Raw genomic sequence first — 16,681 nt, forward strand, 5'->3', positions numbered from 1 at the left:
TGCACCCGCCCACCCGCCTCGACCCAGGAGCGCACCTCATGTCGGACCCCGTCCGCAAGCACCCGTACCCCGACGCCCTTCGGCCGGACGCGGCGCCCGAGCCGCACCCCCTGCTCGCACCACTGCTCGGATTCCTGGGCACGTGGGCCGGCCGGGGCCGCGGCGAGTACCCGACGCTCGCCGAGGACTTCACGTACGCGCAGGAGGTCACCTTCAGTCACGACGGGCGCCCCTTCCTCCACTACGAGGCACGGGCCTGGCTGCTCGACGCGGACGGCGGGCCGCTGCGGCCGTCGGCCCGGGAGAGCGGCTGGTGGCGGCTTCAGCCCGACGGGCGGGTGGAGGCACTGATCACCCAGCCCACCGGCATCGCGGAGATCTCGGTCGGCCGCGCGGCGGACGGCGCGGTCGACCTCACCACCCATCAGGTGGCTCTCGCCCCCACCGCCAAGCAGGTCGACGCCACCCGCCGCCGCTACTCCCTGACGGACGAGGACACCCTCACCTTCGTCCACGACCTCGCGGCGGTCGGGCAGCCCCTGCAGCACCACCTGTCGGCGCGGCTGCGACGCGGCGGGGGAAACTGACCGCCCATCAGGGGCACGACACGAGTCGGCCGTAGGTCCGCTCTGCCGCCCGTCCCTCCGGTGCCGGGGTGAATCCCCTGGTGCCGGGGGGTGCGGGCGGAGAATTTCCGCCGAGGGTGTGAGGAGGGACACGTCCTCCGCGACCCGTCGCATCGGATGACGGATGGCGTGAAAGCGCGCACCGCCGACCTGCGGAACCGCCTCCGATCCCGGGACCGCAGACGATCACCGGAGCGGCGGCCCCTACCCTCCGCAATCCCGCAACCTCTTTACGTAGAGATCATCCGGGCAGCTCAGGCCGGGTGCGGGTCAGGGACAACCAGCCCGAGCACACCTTACGAACCAGCCCATATTTCCCCCTCTGTCACACATCGTCCCCTTTGTGTGGAATTAGTTCATCTTTCTACTGGTTGCCGCTCTCTTTAACAAGCCCGGTCCCCGTCCGAAATCTTTTGTTGACGGAGCGAAATTGCGCGGGTTAGGTTCGTCAACGTCTTCGATGAGTGCAAACGCGAAGCTAGGAGGGGGATTGTGACCATCACCGCCGAAGGTGTGACGAGCTATCACTTAACCGAACCCGAGGCAATCAAGACGCGAGAGTTGTCGGCACTCGCGAGCCGACTCTCCGACTCGCCTCCCATCGTCATCTCAGGACTTTTGCTCGACCTCCCCGAAGGAATGCGGAAGTCTCTGCTGGAATTCGGGAAAGAGGGCGGGGAAGCGGGCCACTTCTTGCTCCGCGGCCTGATGGTGGACGATCCTCCGGAAACACCTGCGGTTCATGGAATGGGAGTTCTCGACGACCATTTCACGAACGGCACCCTCATGCTCGTCGCGGATCTCCTCGGTTCCCTCGTCGGGTACCAGGACGAGAAGTCGGGAGCGCTGTTCCATGATGTGCACCCGGTCCGCGGCGAGGAACACCACATCGAGAACAGCGGGTCGGTCGCTTTCGATTTCCACACGGAGAACGTGCACCACCCCATGCGGCCGGACTTCCTCGGGCTGCTCTGCCTGCGTCAGGACCACGAGGCGGTCGCCGCGACCCGCCTGTCGTCCGTGCGCGACGCGCTGCCGCTCCTCACCGAAGACCAGGTGGCTGAGCTGCGGAAACCGCAGTTCCACAGTCTGTACCCGACGTCCTTCACCCGGAACACCGAGGGCCCGCGCCCCTCGGCGGGGCCTCACCCGGTGGTCTTCGGCCCCGCGGGCCGGCCGTTCATCCGCTTCAACTCGCACAACACCCGGGCTGCCGACGCCGGCGGGGAACGCGTGCTGCGTGCGCTGACCGAGGCGCTGGAGAGCGTCTGCCGCGACCTGGTGCTCGCGCCGGGCGACCTGGTCGTCCTGGACAACCACGTAGTGGTGCACGGGCGCAGCGCGTTCCAGCCCCGCTACGACGGGCGCGACCGGTGGCTGCGCCGGTTCTACTCCCTGCGTTCCACCCCGCTGTGGGCGCAGCGGATGATGCGGCACCCACGTGTGCTGCCCGCGATGGCGGACATCCGCGGCGTGGTCTGACCCGCGCCCACAGCCATGCCCATGCGCCTGACGTCGTGCCACGCGGCCCGAGGGTGACCCATGTGACACGAATGAGGAAGAGTGGATCTGTACGAGGTACTCGGGCTGCTCATCGCCGCGACGGCAGCCGGGTGGGTGGATGCCGTCGTGGGCGGGGGCGGGGTGCTCCTCATCCCTGTGCTGTTGCTGACCTTCCCGCAGTACCCGCCCGCGACGGCGCTCGGCACCAATAAGATCGCCGCCGTCATGGGCACCGCGACCGCCGCGTACATGTACCAGAGGCGTACCCGCCTGGATCGCTCGGTCCTCGTGCCGGCCGCGCTCCTCGCGGTCCCGTTCGGCGCGCTGGGGGCGTTGTCCGCGGCAAGCGTGCCCACCAGTTACTTCCGGCCCGTCATCATGGCGCTGCTGGTCTCGGTGGCGCTGTTCGTAGCCTTCAAACCGAGTTTCGGCGTGCAGCAGACGCATACCGTCGTGACCCGGCGCCGCCGTAATACCGCCATTGTTCTGGCGGGCGTCGGGATCGGTTTCTACGACGGCGTGTTCGGCCCCGGAGTCGGCACCTTCCTCATCATTTCCTTCACCACACTCCTTGCCACACAGTTCCTGGAGAGTGCTGCCATGGCGAAAGTCATCAACGCCTCGTCCAATCTGGGTGCCCTGGCGGTTTTCGCATGGCAGGGGAATGTTCTGTGGGCCATCGGCCTCGGAATGGCTGTGGGAAACATAACGGGCGCGATGATCGGCTCACGCACCGCGATGAAAAAGGGCTCCGGATTCGTGCGCGTTGTACTGGTGCTCGTGGTCACCGGAATGGTGATCAAGATGGGATTCGATCAGTTCGCTTAAGTTAACTCGCCGTGTCGCCAAGGAGAATTCTCCGCTACGGCGACGGGTGAGATCTCAGACAGGAGAGCTTATGGCAAGGGAACTGTCCGCGCTGTTGACCCTGCCCGACTTCGAGCGTGCGGCTGACTCGGTGCTCGACTCCGCTTCCTGGGCGTACGTCGCCGGCGGAGCCGATACGCAGGTCACCGTGCGTGCCAATGTCGAAGCGTTCGACCGGATATGGCTGCGGCCCCGGGCTCTCGGAAGCGCGAGCGAGGACCCGGACACATCGGTGAGTGTGTTCGGGCAGCGGCTCGCCCTGCCGGTGCTGCTCGCCCCGACCAGCCCGCAGCGGCTTCTGCACGACGACGCGGAGATCGCCACCGCCCGGGCGGCGGAGGCCCTGGGAACGGTCTCCATCGTCAGTACCGACAGTCACCACGCCTTCCCCGAGGTGGCCGGGTCGGTCAAGAGCGACAGCTGGTTCCAGCTCTACGCCTACCGGTCGCGGGAGGACGTCGCCGCGACGATAGCCCTCGCGGAGGAGGCCGGTGCGACCGCTCTGGTGGTCACCGTCGACGCCAGTCACGCGGCCCGCCGCATCACCACCCGGCGGGCGGGCTTCCGTACCCCCGCCCATGTCGACTTCGGCAATCTGCGCTCGCTGGGCATCCTCACCGGAGCGATTCCCGACGGCGCACGCATCGAACGCCTCCCCCTGACCTGGGAAGACCTCGCATGGATACGGGGCCTCACCGGCATGCGCCTGGTGGTCAAGGGCATCTTGCGTGCCGAGGACGCCGAGCGGTGCCTCGACCTCGGGGCGGACGGGGTCATCGTCTCCAACCACGGCGGCCGCCAGCTCGACGGCGCGATACCGAGTCTGGTCGCCCTCGAACAGGTCGCGGCGGCCGTGTCCGGCCGCGGCCTGGTCCTGATGGACGGCGGCATACGCTCCGGCGTCCACGTGGTCAAGGCTCTCGCCCTCGGCGCGGACGCCGTGTGCATCGGCCGGCCCTACCTGTGGGGCCTCGGACTCGCCGGTCAGGAGGGCGTCGAAGCGGTCCTGGGCCTCCTCCAGGACGAGATCAAGGACACGCTCCTGCAACTCGGCGCGGCCTCGCTCGCCGACATCGGCCCCGACTTCGCCAGCCGGGCCTGACGCCGCCCCGGCCCCTTTCGACCCACTCGCTCCAAGGAGACGACCTTTGACCGTCCAGACCGTCCACTTCTCGCGCGGCATCCCCCCGCTCGAAGCGATACCCTCCGCCGCCATCGCCGAGCACACCTCGGCGGTACTGGCCGCGGAGCCCGACCGGGTCTTCCAGTACGCGCCCATCGGCCGCCACACCGGTGACCAGGAACTCCGGGAACAGCTCGGCAAGTTCCACTCGGTCGATCCCGACCGGGTGTTCGTCACCAACGGTTCTCTGCAGGCCCTCGACCTGCTCGCGGCCCACCTGCTGCGCGACTCGATCGCACCCGAGGTCCTGGTCGAGGCGCCGACCTACGACCGCGCGGTGCAGATCTTCGAGCGGCACGGGGCCCGGGTGTCCGGGGTGCCCCTGCGGCACGACGGTCTCGACCTGGACGTCCTCAGGGAGCGCCTGCGGACCAAGGTCCCCGCCTTCGTCTACGTCATCCCGGACTTCCAGAACCCGAGCGGTGTCACCACAAGTGAGGACAAGCGCCGCGAACTGGTGCGCCTGTCCGCCGAGTACGGCTTCACCGTCCTGGAGGACATCCCGTACCGGGAGCTCCGCTTCAGCGGCACCGCACCCACACCTCTCGGTGAGCTGGCCGAATCCACCGACGGCGCGCGGGTGCTGACCATCGGCTCCCTGAGCAAGGTACTCAGCCCCGGCCTGCGCGTCGGTTACGTCATCGGCCCGCCCGGCACGCCCCAAGCCCTCGCGGCCCTGGCCGAGAGCGTGTATCTGTCCCCGGCCCCGCTGCTCCAGACGGTCGCGGCGCGGGCTCTCGCGAACGGTCTCGTCCGGGACAACGTCGAGCACGTACGACGGTTGCTGCGCCCCCGCCATGACGCCGCGGTCGAGGCGGTACGGCAGACTCTCGGCGACGTCCAGCTGTGTGTACCGGACGGTGGCTACTACATCAGTGTCCATCTTCCGATCCGTACCGACGAGGAGTCGTTCCTCACATCGGCGCGAGACGACGGCCTTGCCCTGACCCGTGGTTCGGCCTTCTACCCGGCGGACTCCGCACCTCCTTCCGGCACCGCGTTCCTGCGGCTGCCGTTCCAGGCACTCGATCCCGAGGAGTTCGCGGAAGGTGTCCGGCGACTCGCCGCTGCCGCTCGACGAGCGGCGTAAGGAAGACGAGGCGGTGCCCGCGGAGGCGGGCGCCGCCGGCCGGTCCCGTGTGGACGGCGGGCCAGAGCGACGCGGCGTCGTCCGCGACGCCTCGCTCTCCGCCGTCCTCGCCGGGCTCGTCGCGGTCGTGGTCTCCTGTTCCGGCCCGCTGATGATCGTGCTGGCCGCCGCGGACGCCGGCCGGCTCAGCGACGAGCAGACGGCCTCCTGGGTCTGGGCGGCGTGCATCGGCAGCGGGGTGACGTGCGCGGCGCTGAGCTGGCGGACCCGGATGCCGGTGATCACGGCCTTCTCGACACCGGGCGCGGCGGTCCTGGTCGGCAGCCTCGGGGCGTATCCGTACGCCGAGGCGATCGGCGCGTTCCTGGTCACCGGCCTGGTCATGGCGCTGGTCGGGGTGACAGGCGCCTTCGGGTGGGCCATGCGGCGCGTGCCGACCGGGGTGGTGGCCGGCATGCTCGCGGGCGTGCTGTTCTCGTTCGGGGCCGGTGTGTTCTCCGCACTGGACAGCATGCCCGTCCCCGTGATCGCCTCGCTCGTCGCGTACTTCGCGCTCAAGAGGTGGTCACCGAGATACGCGGTGGCCTGTGCCCTCTTCGCCGCTGTGCTCGCGACAGCCACAGGACCGGGCCTGCATGTCGAGGCGGGCGACCTCGCCCCGGCTGTCCCCGTGTTCACCGCTCCCGACTTCTCGCTCCAGGCGATGGTGGGCATCGCGATCCCGCTGACCGTCGTCACCATGGCCTCGCAGAACGCCCCAGGTCTCGCGGTCCTCACCGCCTTCGGATACCGCCCGGACGATCGCACGCTGATCGGCGTCACCGGACTCACCACGGCCGCACTCGCACCGTTCGGCGGGCACGGCATCAACCTGGCGGCCATCACCGCGGCGATCTGCACCGGCGAGGAAGCGCACCCCGACCCGCGGCGCCGCTATGTCGCCGGGGTGGTGTGCGGCTTCTTCTACGTCGTGACCGGGGTGTGCGGGGCGGCTCTCGTGGGCCTGTTCACCGCGCTGCCGGCCGACCTGGTGGCGGTCGTCGCCGGGGTGGCTCTCCTGGGCGCGTTCTCCACGAGCCTCGCCCAGGCCGTCGCCGACGAGTCCGGCCGGGACGCGGCCGTGGTCGCGTTCCTGACCACGGCGTCCGGCGTCACACTCGGCGGCGTCGGCTCGGCGTGCTGGGGTCTCGTTCTGGGCCTCGCCACGCACGGAACGCTCACCCTCGGAGCACGGGCCCGCGCCAAACGATGACGGATGCCGCGGGGAAGGACCCTTCCTCCGTTCCTAGAAGAAGCCCAGCTTCTTCGGCGAGTACGACACCAGCAGGTTCTTCGTCTGCTGGTAGTGCTCCAGCATCATCTTGTGGTTCTCGCGGCCGATGCCGGACTGCTTGTAGCCGCCGAAGGCGGCGTGCGCCGGGTACGCGTGGTAGCAGTTCGTCCACACGCGTCCCGCCTGGATCGCGCGGCCCGCGCGGTACGCCGTGTTGATGTCCCGGGTCCACACGCCGGCCCCGAGGCCGTACAGCGTGTCGTTCGCCGTCCTCATCGCGTCCTCGAAGTCGGAGAACGACGTCACCGCGACGACCGGGCCGAAGATCTCCTCCTGGAAGACGCGCATCCGGTTGTCGCCCTCGAAGACGGTCGGCTGCACGTAGTAGCCGCCGGCCATGTCCCCGCCCATCTCCAGCCGCTGCCCTCCCGTCAGCACCTTCGCCCCCTCCCGCTGCCCGATGTCGACGTACGAGAGGATCTTTTGGAGCTGCTCGTCGGAGGCTTGGGCGCCGATCATCGTGGCGGTGTCGAGCGGATGGCCCGCCGTGATCTGCTCCGTGCGGGCGACCGCCGCCTCCAGGAAGTCGCCGTAGTGGCCGCCCTGGATCAGGGCGCGCGACGGGCAGGTGCACACCTCGCCCTGGTTGAGCGCGAACATGGTGAACCCTTCGAGGGCCTTGTCGCGCAGGTCGTCGTCGACGCTCCAGACGTCGTCGAAGAAGATGTTGGGGCTCTTGCCGCCCAGTTCCAGCGTCACCGGCCGCAGGTTCTCGGAGGCGTACCGCATGATCAGCCGCCCCGTCGTGGTCTCGCCCGTGAAGGCGATCTTCGCGACGCGCGGGCTGGACGCCAGCGGCTTCCCGGCCTCCTCGCCGAAGCCGTTCACGATGTTGACGACGCCCGGTGGCAGCAGGTCGGCGACCAGGCTCATCCAGTAGTGGATGGACGCCGGCGTCTGCTCGGCCGGTTTCAGTACGACGGCGTTGCCCGCGGCCAGCGCAGGAGCCAGCTTCCAGGTCGCCATCAGCAGGGGGAAGTTCCAGGGGATGATCTGCGCGACCACGCCGAGGGGCTCGTTGAAGTGGTACGCGACGGTGTCGTCGTCGACCTCGCTGATCGATCCCTCCTGGGCCCTCAGCACGCCCGCGAAGTACCGGAAGTGGTCGATGGCCAGCGGGATGTCGGCCGCCAGCGTCTCCCTGACCGGTTTGCCGTTCTCCCAGGTCTCCGCGACGGCCAGCTCCTCCAGGCGCGCCTCCATGCGGTCGGCGATCCTCAGCAGGACGTTCGCGCGGTCGCCCGCCGCCGTGCGCCCCCACGCCGGCGCGGCCGCGTGCGCCGCGTCGAGGGCGAGTTCGACGTCCTCGGCGGTGCCGCGGGCGATCTCCGTGAACGGGCGGCCGTTCACGGGGCTCGGGTTCTCGAAGTACTGGCCACGGACGGGCGCGACGTACGCGCCGCCGATCCAGTTGTCGTAACGGGCCTCGTAGGAGACGATCGCGCCTTCGCTGCCGGGCGCGGAGTATCGGGTCATCGCGGTGGCCTCCCTCCGGCGCCGCCCGCCGTCGGGCGGCACTCGGCGCGAGGTTAGGAGGCCGTACGTTGCGACCGCGTTGCGCCGGCCGGAGCGCGGAACCGGCGGCTCAGGTCGCCCTGATCAGATCGGCGCACTTCTCGCCGATCATCATCGTCGTGATGCACGGGTTGACCGCCGGCAGGAACGGCATCACCGAGGCGTCGGCCACCCGCAGGCCCGCCACGCCCTTGACCCGCAACTGCGGATCGAGCGGCGAACCAGCGTCGTCGGGCGCGCCCATCCGCACGGTCCCCGCCGGGTGGTAGACGGTGTTGTGCGTCTCGCGGATGTAGGCGAACAGCTCCTCGTCGGTCGTCGCGTCCGGGCCCGGCGCGAGCTCCGCCCCCGCCCACTCGGCCATCGGCGCCTGGGCGGCGATCTCGCGGGCGAGCCGCAGTCCGTACGTCATCACCCGGATGTCGTGCTCGTGCGTGAAGTACCGGGGGTCGACCTTCGGCTTGTCCCGGAAGTCGCGGCTGCGCAGCCGGACCGTCCCCATGGAGCGTGCCCGGGTGACGTTCGGCGTCAGGCAGAAGGCGTTGTCCGTCGTCGGGTAGCCGCGCCGGTAGGTGTTCATGTCGAAGGGAACCGAGCCGTAGTGGAACATCAGGTCCGGCCGGTCCAGGCCCGGTTCGGTGTCCGCGAAGATGCCGATCTCCCACCACTGGGTGGAAGAGGTGACCATGGGCTGCTTCGCCTCCCACATGATCACGCCCTCGGGGTGGTCCTGGAGGTGCGACCCGACGCCGGGGGAGTCGACCCGTACCGCCACGCCGCAGTCGCGCAGATGCCCGGCCGGCCCGATGCCCGACAGCATCAGCAGCTTCGGCGAGTCGATCGCGCCGCAGGCGACGATCACTTCGCGCCGGGCCGTGACGGCGCCGGTGTGGATCGTGTCGGGTCGCAGGTACTCGACGCCCGTGCAGCGCCGGCCGGTGGGGGCCGGCCCGTCGCCGTCGTCGTCGAAGAGGAGCCGCCGGGCCTGGAGTCCCGTACGGACTTCGAGGTTCGGCCGCTTGCCGAGGACCGGGTGGAGGTACGAGACCGAGGCGGACGAACGGGTGCCGTCCGGGCGGGAGTTGATCTGGAACCAGTGGGCGCCGCGCACGACGGTGGTCCCGGTGTTGAACGGCGTGGTGGGGATGCCCGCGGCCATGCACGCTTCGAGCAGCGCCGCTCCGCACGGGTCCTTCGGCGGCACGGTGCGGATGGTCACCGGGCCCGAGCGGCCGTGGTGGTCACCGGGCGCGTCGTTGGTCTCCAGCCGCTGGTAGAGCGGGAAGCAGTCGGCGGCGCTCCAGCCCGCGCAGCCCAGCGCGCCCCACTCGTCGAGGTCCTCGGCCGGAGCCCAGAAGGCGATGCAGGAGTTGTGCGAGGAGCAGCCGCCGAGCACCTTGGCGCGGGCGTGCCGCATGAAGCTGTTGCCGTTGACCTGGGGTTCGACCGGGTAGTCCCAGTCGTAACCGGACTCCAGGAGGGCCATCCACCGGTCCAGCCGCAGGATGTTGTCGTCGCCGACGTCCGAGGGGCCCGCCTCCACCACGCAGACGGTGACGTCGGGGTCCTCGGTCAGCCGCGCCGCGACGACGGCTCCGGCCGTACCGCCTCCGACCACGACGTAGTCGTACGAGTCCGACGGGATTTCTGAGGGCATTGCGTCTCCAGAGTCAGCGGATCACGGGGCGGCCGACGGCGGGGGAGCGGAGTCCCCGGCCTCGAAGCGGTGCTCGTCCAGTACGCCGGTCTTGTGCCGCTGCACGAACCAGTAGTACGCGAAACCGCCGAGGGCGACGATGCCGATGAAGAGGAACGCGCCCCAGCGCAGGTACCAGTGCTGCGGCCCGGTCGCGTTGTACACCTCGGCGCGCGGCCAGGCGAGGTTGATGGCCATGGCCGCGCCCCACAGCACGGCGACGATGTTGACCGGCAGCCCGAACCTGCCGAGCGAGAAGCTGCCCTCCGCCGGGTGCCACTCGCCGCGCAGGCGCTTGACCAGCATGGGAGCGGTGACCAGGAGGTACGCCAGGTAGATCATGATGATCGCGATACTCGTGATCACCGAGAAGATCTGCGGCTGGTTGATGTTGATCACCAGGATGACGACGGCCACCACGCCGATCAGCACGGCGGGCACCACGGGCGTCTTGAACCGGGGGCTGACCCGGGCGAGCCGCGAGCCCGCCGGCAGGTTGTTGTCCCGCGCCATGGCGAACATCAGCCGGATGCCGGCGGCCTGCACGGCCAGTACGCAGACCGTGATCGCGATGACGACGGCCCACAGGAAGATCTCGCCGATCGTCGAGCCGAGGGTCTCCAGTACGACGTACTGCAGACCGCCCGTGGACAGCTCCTCCGCCTCCAGGTCCGGTACCGACATCAGGGCGAAGAGCAGGATGAGACCGCCGATGACGAAGGAGGCGATCAGCGCGCGCAGGATGGCGCGCGGCGCGTTCTTGCCGGGGTTGTGCGACTCCTCGCCGAGCGACGACGCCGTGTCGAAGCCGTACATGACGTAGGCGGAGGCCAGCGAGGCGGTCAGGAACGCGCCCAGATAGCCGAGGCTCTGCCCGCTGCCGAGGTCGTACGTCTCCGTCAGGACGCTGCTGGGGCCCCGGGTGATGTGCGCCGCGAGGAACACGATCAGGGCTACGGCCGCGATCAGCTCGATGAACACGCCGGCGGAGTTGATCCGGGCCATGAGCTTGACGCCGAAGGCGTTGACGAGCGTCGAGAACAGCACCAGGACCGAGCCGAGCAGCACCGCGTTGGCCGCGGCGTCGGTCTTCCCGCTGCCGTCGCCGACGAACTGGAACCAGTCGTCGATCTGCGGCAGCGTGATCTGGTACGCGAGCGCCACGGCCGACAGCGTCACCATGGTGGCCGTCATCATCATCCAGCCGCCGAGCCAGCCGATGTGCGGGCCGCCCATGGTCTTGGCCCAGTTGTAGACCGAGCCGGCGACGGGGTAGCGGGCGGCCAGCTCGCAGAAGCACAGGGCCACCATGAACTGGCCGGCGAACACCATCGGCCAGGACCACCAGTAGGCGGGGCCGCCGAAGGACACGCCGAAGTAGAAGAGCTGGAAGGTGCCGGTGAGGATGGAGATGTAGCTGACCCCGGCGGCGAAGGTGTGGAAGTTGCCCAGGGTGCGCTTGAGCTCCGGCCGGTAGCCGAGTTCGCCCAGGGCGTCGTCGTCGTGCTGCGTCTGGGTACGGGCGGCACCCTCGGGCCCGGGGATCTCCGGCCCCTTTCCGGCGGCGTTCGTACTCATGCGAACCACCTCTGCGGGATCGGGGCGAGATTGCGCCAGATGTGTTTGGCCTCCTGGTACTCCGCCAGTCCGGCCGGGCCGAGTTCGCGGCCGAAGCCGGACTGCTTCATGCCGCCCCACTCGGCCTGGGGCACGTACGGGTGGAAGTCGTTGATCCACACCGTCCCGGCCCGCACCCGGGACGCGACCCGCTGCCCCCGTGCCACGTCCTGCGTCCAGACCGCGCCGGTGAGCCCGTAGACGGTGTCGTTGGCGAGCGCGACGGCCTCGGCCTCGTCCTTGAACCGCTCGACGGTGAGCACGGGCCCGAAGGACTCGTCCCGTACCACCGACATGTCCGGGGTGCAGTCGTCCAGCACGGTCGGCAGGTAGTAGAAGCCGTCCCGCAGCGCCGGGTCGTCGGGCCGGGCTCCGCCGCAGCGCAGTACCGCGCCCTCGGCCAGGCCGGCCGCGACGTACGCCTCGACCTTGTCGCGGTGGGCGGCGGAGATCAGCGGGCCGGTACGGGCGTTCTCGTCGAAGGGGCCGCCCAGCGGGATCTCCCGCGCGCGCTTCACCAGCTCGGCGGTGAACGCGCCGTGCAGCTCGTCCTGCACCAGCAGCCGCGCCCCGGCCGAACAGACCTGGCCGGAGTGCAGGAAGATCGCCATGAGGGCGTAGTCCACCGCGGCTTCGAAGTCGGCGTCGGCGAAGACGATGTTGGGGTTCTTGCCGCCCAGCTCCAGGGCGACCTTCTTCACCGTCGGGGCGGCGGCCGCCATGATGCGGCGCCCGGTGACGAGCCCGCCGGTGAACGACACCATGTCGACCCGCGGGTCCTCGCTCAGCGGCGCACCCGCCGTCGGCCCGGCGCCCAGGACGAGGTTCGCGACCCCGTCGGGCAGCCCGGCCTCGGCCAGCAGCCTCATCAGCATGACGGCGGTGTGCGGGGTCAGCTCGCTGGGCTTGAGCACGAACGTGTTGCCCGCGCCGAGCGCCGGCGCGACCTTCCAGGCGGTCTGCAGGAGCGGATAGTTCCACGGTGTGATCAGCGCGCACACGCCCACCGGTTCGTGCACCACCCTGCTGTCCACGCCGGTGTCGCCGGTGTCGACGATCCGGTCGGAGCCGCCGGAGGCCGTCAGATTGCCGAAGTAGCGGAAGCAGTTCGCGATGTCGTCCATGTCGTACTCGCTCTCGACGAGCCGCTTCCCGGTGTCCAGGGACTCGGCTCGTGCGAAGGCGTCCTTGTCGCGTTCCAGCAGCGCGGCGACGCGCAGCAGCAGCGCCCCCCGTTCGGACGCGGGCGCCGTCGGCCAGGGGCCGCTGTCGAACGCGTCGCGGGCCGCGGCGATCGCCGCCGCCACGTCCTTCGGGCCCGCCTCGTCGACGGTGGCCACCAGGGAACCGTCGGCGGGGCAACGGATCTCGCGAACCCCTCCGTCGGCGGCGGCGGTCCATGTGCCACCGATGAACAGCTCCGGCATGGGGGCTCCTCCGGGTTCGGCCGTCGGACGCCCGGGCGGCGCCCCGTCGGGTCACGCCGTGCGGTGCTGCACCGCCAGGGAGCGCTCTGGGCGCTCCGTTGTGCGACATGTCCGTGTACGACACTAAGGAGGCGCGGCCCGGTTCGCAGTGCGGGAGCCGTCATCCGGCGGAAGGGGGCCTCCCGGACACAGCGCCGCGCGCCCCGCGCGGCGACTCGTCCGACGTCCCCTCACGCGCCCTGCCAGGTGTCCAGCTCGCGCACCCGGGCGAGCGCCGGGGGGCGCTGCGGCGCGGGCAGCACGGACGCGAGGGACCGCCAGACGGGGAGGTCGTCCTGACCCCACGGGCTGTACGCCCAGTCCGCGAGCAGCGCCGGGTCCGCACGGGCGATCAGCGCGTGCCGCAGCTGGCCCGCCAGGCGCTCCCGCACGCGTACTACCGCGGGCGCCCGTGAGGCGGGCAGCAGCGGGCCGGCGTACGCGCTCATGGCGGCCGTCGTCGCGCCGGACGACAGGCGCCGCTCCACGGCCGCGAAGTCCGTGTCGACGGGCACGGCGAGCCGGTACGGCCGGGACAGGACCAGCGCCGGACCCACCAGGCGGCGGAGCCGGGCCAGCTCGGCGCGCAGGGTGACCGGGGTGACCGACTCGTTCTCGTACAGGGCGACGAGCAGCTCGTCGCCGGTGAGGCCCTCCGGGTGACGGGCGAGCAGCACCAGGATCTCGCTGTGGCGGCGGCTGAGACGTACCTCGCGGCCCTCCACGGCGAGCAGCGCCTGGTCCCTGCCCAGCGCCGCGAGCCGCAGGTGTGCGCGCGAAGGGGGCGCCAGGAGCGCGAGCCGCGACTCGGCCGCGCACGCGACCGCCTGGACGAACGCCAGGCTGTGCGGATGCGCGAGCCCGTTCCCGCCCGTGATGTCGACGGCTCCCAGGAGCCGCCCGGTGTGCGGGTCGTGCACGGGAGCCGCCGCGCACGTCCAGGGCTGCACCGGTCTGCTGAAGTGCTCGGCGGCGAAGACCTGGACGGGCCGGTCGAGCGCGACGGCGGTCCCCGGCGCGTTCGTACCCACGGCGCACTCGGCCCAGCGGGCGCCCGGCACGAAGTTCAGCTGTCCGGCGCGCCGCCTGGTCCTCGGATGGCCCTCGACCCACAGCAGCCGGCTCTGCGCGTCGCACACCGCGAGCAGATGCTCCCCGTCGCTCGCGAAGGCGCCCATCAGTTCGCGGAACAGGGGCATCACCCGTGCGAGGGGGTGCTCGTCCCGGTACGCGCCGAGGTCGCTCTCCGCCAGCTCCACGCAGGCCGTCGTGTCGGGGCTGACGCGGGCCCGCGCGGAACGCCGCCACGACTCGCCGACGACGGATCGTACACGCCGCCCCAGCCGCCCCTCGCCGGTGAACGCCTCGTGAGCCCGGCGCAGTTCACCGATCCGCTCCCCGGGGTCGGCGCCGGCCTCCAGGGCCACCCATGAATCGCTCACTCCGGCCTCCCGGGCCATCGTGACGGAGCCCAAGCGGCCCGGCAACCACGCGGGGGCGGCCGTCAGGGGCGGTCCGGTCGCGGCCGCGCGGGGGCACCGCCATGGCCCAGGGGCGCCTGCGCGCGGAGGCCGCCGGGGGTGCAGCATCCGTCCGCCGGGGGTGCGGCTGGCCCCACCCCCGGAATCTGGTGCGGGCACCACCGGAATCCGGGTGCTGACACCATGGTCATCAAGGGACCCGGTGCGTAGTTTCGGCAGCTCAGAGCACGTATCAGCCAGGTCTACAGACCGGAGAACCACATGCCCCAGGCCACCGCTGTCACGGGACCCACGACAGTCACCCCGGGGAGCGATTTCGCCCCGCTCCTGCGCAGAGCCCGGGACCAGGGACTCCTGAAGCGGCGCGCCGGCTGGTACACGCTGGACATCGCCGCCAACCTGCTCGCCACGGCGGCTGTCGTCGCCGGCCTGGTGCTCGTCGGCGACTCCTGGTGGGCCCTCGCACTCGCCCTGCCGCTGACCGTGCTCTGGGCCCGCACCGCCTTCGTCGGCCACGACGCGGGCCACGCGCAGATATCCGGCGACCGCAGGGTGAGTCTGGTGATCAGCCTCGTCCACAGCAACCTGCTGCTCGGCATGAACCAGGCGTGGTGGAACGACAAGCACGTACGCCATCACGCGAACCCGAACCACATCGACAAGGACCCGGACGTCGGCGTGGGGGCCCTGGTCTGGACGCGGAAGCAGGCCGAACAGCGCGAGGGGTTCGCCCGCCGGCTGACCCGCCACCAGGCCCGCCTCTTCTTCCCGATGCTGCTGCTCGAAGGCATCGCCCTGAAGGTCTCCGGCTTCCAGTACCTGCGCAGCCAGCCGGTCCGCGCGCGCGTGGCGGAGGGGTCCCTGCTCGTGGTCCACCTCGTCGGGTACTTCGCCTTCCTGCTCGCTGTCCTGTCGCCGGGCAAGGCCGCCGTCTTCGCCCTCGTGCACCACGCGCTGTTCGGCCTCCACCTCGGAATGGCGTTCGCTCCCAACCACAAGGGAATGGAGATGCCCGACCCGGACGGGGAGCGCTGGGGCCACCTGCGCCGGCAGGTCGTGACCTCGCGCAACGTGCGCGGCGGGCTGCTGACCGACTGGTTCCTCGGCGGTCTGAACTACCAGATCGAGCACCACCTCTTCCCCAGCATGGCGCGTCCGAATCTCCGGCTCGTCCAGCCGCTGGTGCGCGCCCACTGCGAGGAACAGGGGCTGCCGTACACGGAGACCGGGCTGATCGACTCCTACCGGCAGGCCCTCACGCACATGCACGACGTCGGGGCGGCGCTGCGTGCCGAGCGGACCGACCCGACCGACAAGAGCGCCGGGGCCGACCAGACCGACCGGACGGACAAGAGCGCCGGGGCCGACCGGGGCGAGCCGGCCTGACCGCCGCCGGCCGGCGGGGGCGGCTGCGGGAGGCGGCGGCCGGGCGGCGGAACTGTGGCGCGGGCGCACACGTTGGTGGAGCATGAAGCGGCAACAGCCGCGAAGGAGGCGTCGAAGATGTCGAAGAGCGCGAAGGTCGCCGCCGGTGGCGTTGTCGTCGGGGTCGCCCTGATCTGGCTGGTCGGGTTCTGGCCCGCCCTGCTGGTCATGATCGGTGTTCCCGTCGCGGCGTACCTGCTGCTGGACAACTCGCAGCGCCGCAGGCTGCGCGGGATCTCCCGCAAGCAGATCGGCCGCTGAGCCGGACCGGACCCGTGCCGGTCAGGGTCGGTCGCGGATCGAGTACCGGCACGGACGAGGGGGCTGGTGCACCATGGGCGGCACAGTAACGGCGGTCAGCGGCAACGGCGCGTACACGTTCACCAAGCCGAACCGCGAGAGCATCACGCTCCTGGAGGGGCTCGGTGTGGAGGGCGACGTGCACGCGGGGACGACCGTCAAGCACCGTTCGCGGGTCGCACAGGACCCCACCCGGCCGAACCTGCGCCAGGTCCACCTCATTCACGCGGAGCTCTTCGACGAGCTGCGCCGCGAGGGCTTCACGGTGCGGCCGGGCGAGCTCGGCGAGAACATCACCACCAGCGGCATCGACCTGCTCGGCCTGCCGGAAGGCACCCTGCTGCACATCGGTGACGAAGCCGTCGTCGAGGTCACCGGCCTGCGCAATCCGTGCCTGCAGATCGAAGCGTTCCAACGCGGTCTGCTGAAGCAGGTCGTCGGGCGGGACGAGGAGGGCAACGTCGTGCGCAAGGCCGGGATCATGGGCGTCGTCGAGGCGGGCGGCGTGGTGCGGCCCGGCGACCGGCTCGAGATCGTCCTGCCCGCCGGACCGCACCGCCCCCTGGAGCGGGTCTGAGC

At 70.7% G+C, this 16,681-nt stretch carries 14 protein-coding genes; 9 read left to right on the forward strand and 5 right to left on the reverse strand.

Annotation, left to right across the window (positions count from 1 at the left end; all coding sequences use genetic code 11):
- The first annotated feature begins 38 nt into the window (after positions 1–38).
- The 6 genes from E2E34_RS09675 (at position 39) to E2E34_RS09700 (ending at position 6,521) form a co-directional block, all read left to right on the forward strand.
- Positions 39–587 (forward strand): nitrobindin family protein, encoded by a 549-nt coding sequence (locus E2E34_RS09675; RefSeq protein WP_138901491.1) that lies wholly within the window; start codon positions 39–41, stop codon positions 585–587.
- Between the two features lie 786 nt (positions 588–1,373).
- On the forward strand, positions 1,374–2,108 hold the full coding sequence (locus E2E34_RS09680) for a TauD/TfdA family dioxygenase (protein WP_244315593.1): 735 nt from the start codon (positions 1,374–1,376) through the stop codon (positions 2,106–2,108).
- Between the two features lie 81 nt (positions 2,109–2,189).
- On the forward strand, positions 2,190–2,957 hold the full coding sequence (locus E2E34_RS09685) for a sulfite exporter TauE/SafE family protein (protein WP_138901492.1): 768 nt from the start codon (positions 2,190–2,192) through the stop codon (positions 2,955–2,957).
- 70 nt (positions 2,958–3,027) lie between these two features.
- Positions 3,028–4,098, forward strand: coding sequence for an alpha-hydroxy acid oxidase (locus tag E2E34_RS09690; protein ID WP_244315594.1), 1,071 nt, complete (start codon positions 3,028–3,030; stop codon positions 4,096–4,098).
- 46 nt (positions 4,099–4,144) lie between these two features.
- Positions 4,145–5,269 (forward strand): aminotransferase-like domain-containing protein, encoded by a 1,125-nt coding sequence (locus E2E34_RS09695; RefSeq protein WP_138901493.1) that lies wholly within the window; start codon positions 4,145–4,147, stop codon positions 5,267–5,269.
- Positions 5,229–6,521, forward strand: a complete 1,293-nt coding sequence (locus E2E34_RS09700) for a benzoate/H(+) symporter BenE family transporter (protein WP_138901494.1) — start codon at positions 5,229–5,231, stop codon at positions 6,519–6,521. The genes E2E34_RS09695 and E2E34_RS09700 overlap by 41 nt, the downstream gene beginning before the upstream one ends.
- A gap of 33 nt (positions 6,522–6,554) precedes the next feature.
- Here the strand turns inward: E2E34_RS09700 and exaC are convergent, their stop codons facing one another.
- From exaC to E2E34_RS09725, 5 genes are all read right to left on the reverse strand, one after another.
- The gene (gene exaC, locus E2E34_RS09705) at positions 6,555–8,078 is read right to left on the reverse strand and encodes an acetaldehyde dehydrogenase ExaC (protein ID WP_138901495.1); all 1,524 of its coding nucleotides are present in this window, start codon (positions 8,076–8,078) and stop codon (positions 6,555–6,557) included.
- Positions 8,079–8,187: 109 nt separating this feature from the next.
- Entirely contained in the window at positions 8,188–9,774 is a 1,587-nt protein-coding gene (locus tag E2E34_RS09710; RefSeq protein ID WP_138901496.1) for a GMC family oxidoreductase, read from the reverse strand.
- A 21-nt stretch (positions 9,775–9,795) separates the two neighbouring features.
- A complete protein-coding gene (locus E2E34_RS09715; RefSeq protein ID WP_244315595.1) occupies positions 9,796–11,391 on the reverse strand; it encodes an APC family permease in 1,596 nt (531 codons plus the stop codon).
- Complete coding sequence (locus E2E34_RS09720; RefSeq protein WP_138901497.1) at positions 11,388–12,857, reverse strand: aldehyde dehydrogenase family protein; 1,470 nt, start codon at positions 12,855–12,857, stop codon at positions 11,388–11,390. Before E2E34_RS09720 ends, E2E34_RS09715 begins: the two co-directional genes overlap by 4 nt.
- 230 nt (positions 12,858–13,087) lie before the next feature.
- Positions 13,088–14,338, reverse strand: a complete 1,251-nt coding sequence (locus E2E34_RS09725; RefSeq protein WP_208765192.1) for a GAF domain-containing protein — start codon at positions 14,336–14,338, stop codon at positions 13,088–13,090.
- A gap of 300 nt (positions 14,339–14,638) precedes the next feature.
- Here E2E34_RS09725 and E2E34_RS09730 point away from each other — a divergent pair, with 300 nt between their 5' ends.
- The 3 genes from E2E34_RS09730 (at position 14,639) to E2E34_RS09740 (ending at position 16,679) form a co-directional block, all read left to right on the forward strand.
- Entirely contained in the window at positions 14,639–15,763 is a 1,125-nt protein-coding gene (locus E2E34_RS09730) for a fatty acid desaturase family protein (RefSeq protein WP_138901498.1), read from the forward strand.
- Positions 15,764–15,880: 117 nt separating this feature from the next.
- Positions 15,881–16,063: a tail-anchor membrane protein gene (locus E2E34_RS09735; RefSeq protein WP_138901499.1), complete on the forward strand. Its 183-nt coding sequence runs from the start codon at positions 15,881–15,883 to the stop codon at positions 16,061–16,063.
- A gap of 73 nt (positions 16,064–16,136) precedes the next feature.
- On the forward strand, positions 16,137–16,679 hold the full coding sequence (locus tag E2E34_RS09740) for an MOSC domain-containing protein (RefSeq protein ID WP_138901500.1): 543 nt from the start codon (positions 16,137–16,139) through the stop codon (positions 16,677–16,679).
- The last annotated feature ends 2 nt before the right edge of the window (positions 16,680–16,681 follow it).

The organism is Streptomyces albidochromogenes, from assembly GCF_005981925.1.
Classification (GTDB): domain Bacteria; phylum Actinomycetota; class Actinomycetes; order Streptomycetales; family Streptomycetaceae; genus Streptomyces; species Streptomyces albidochromogenes.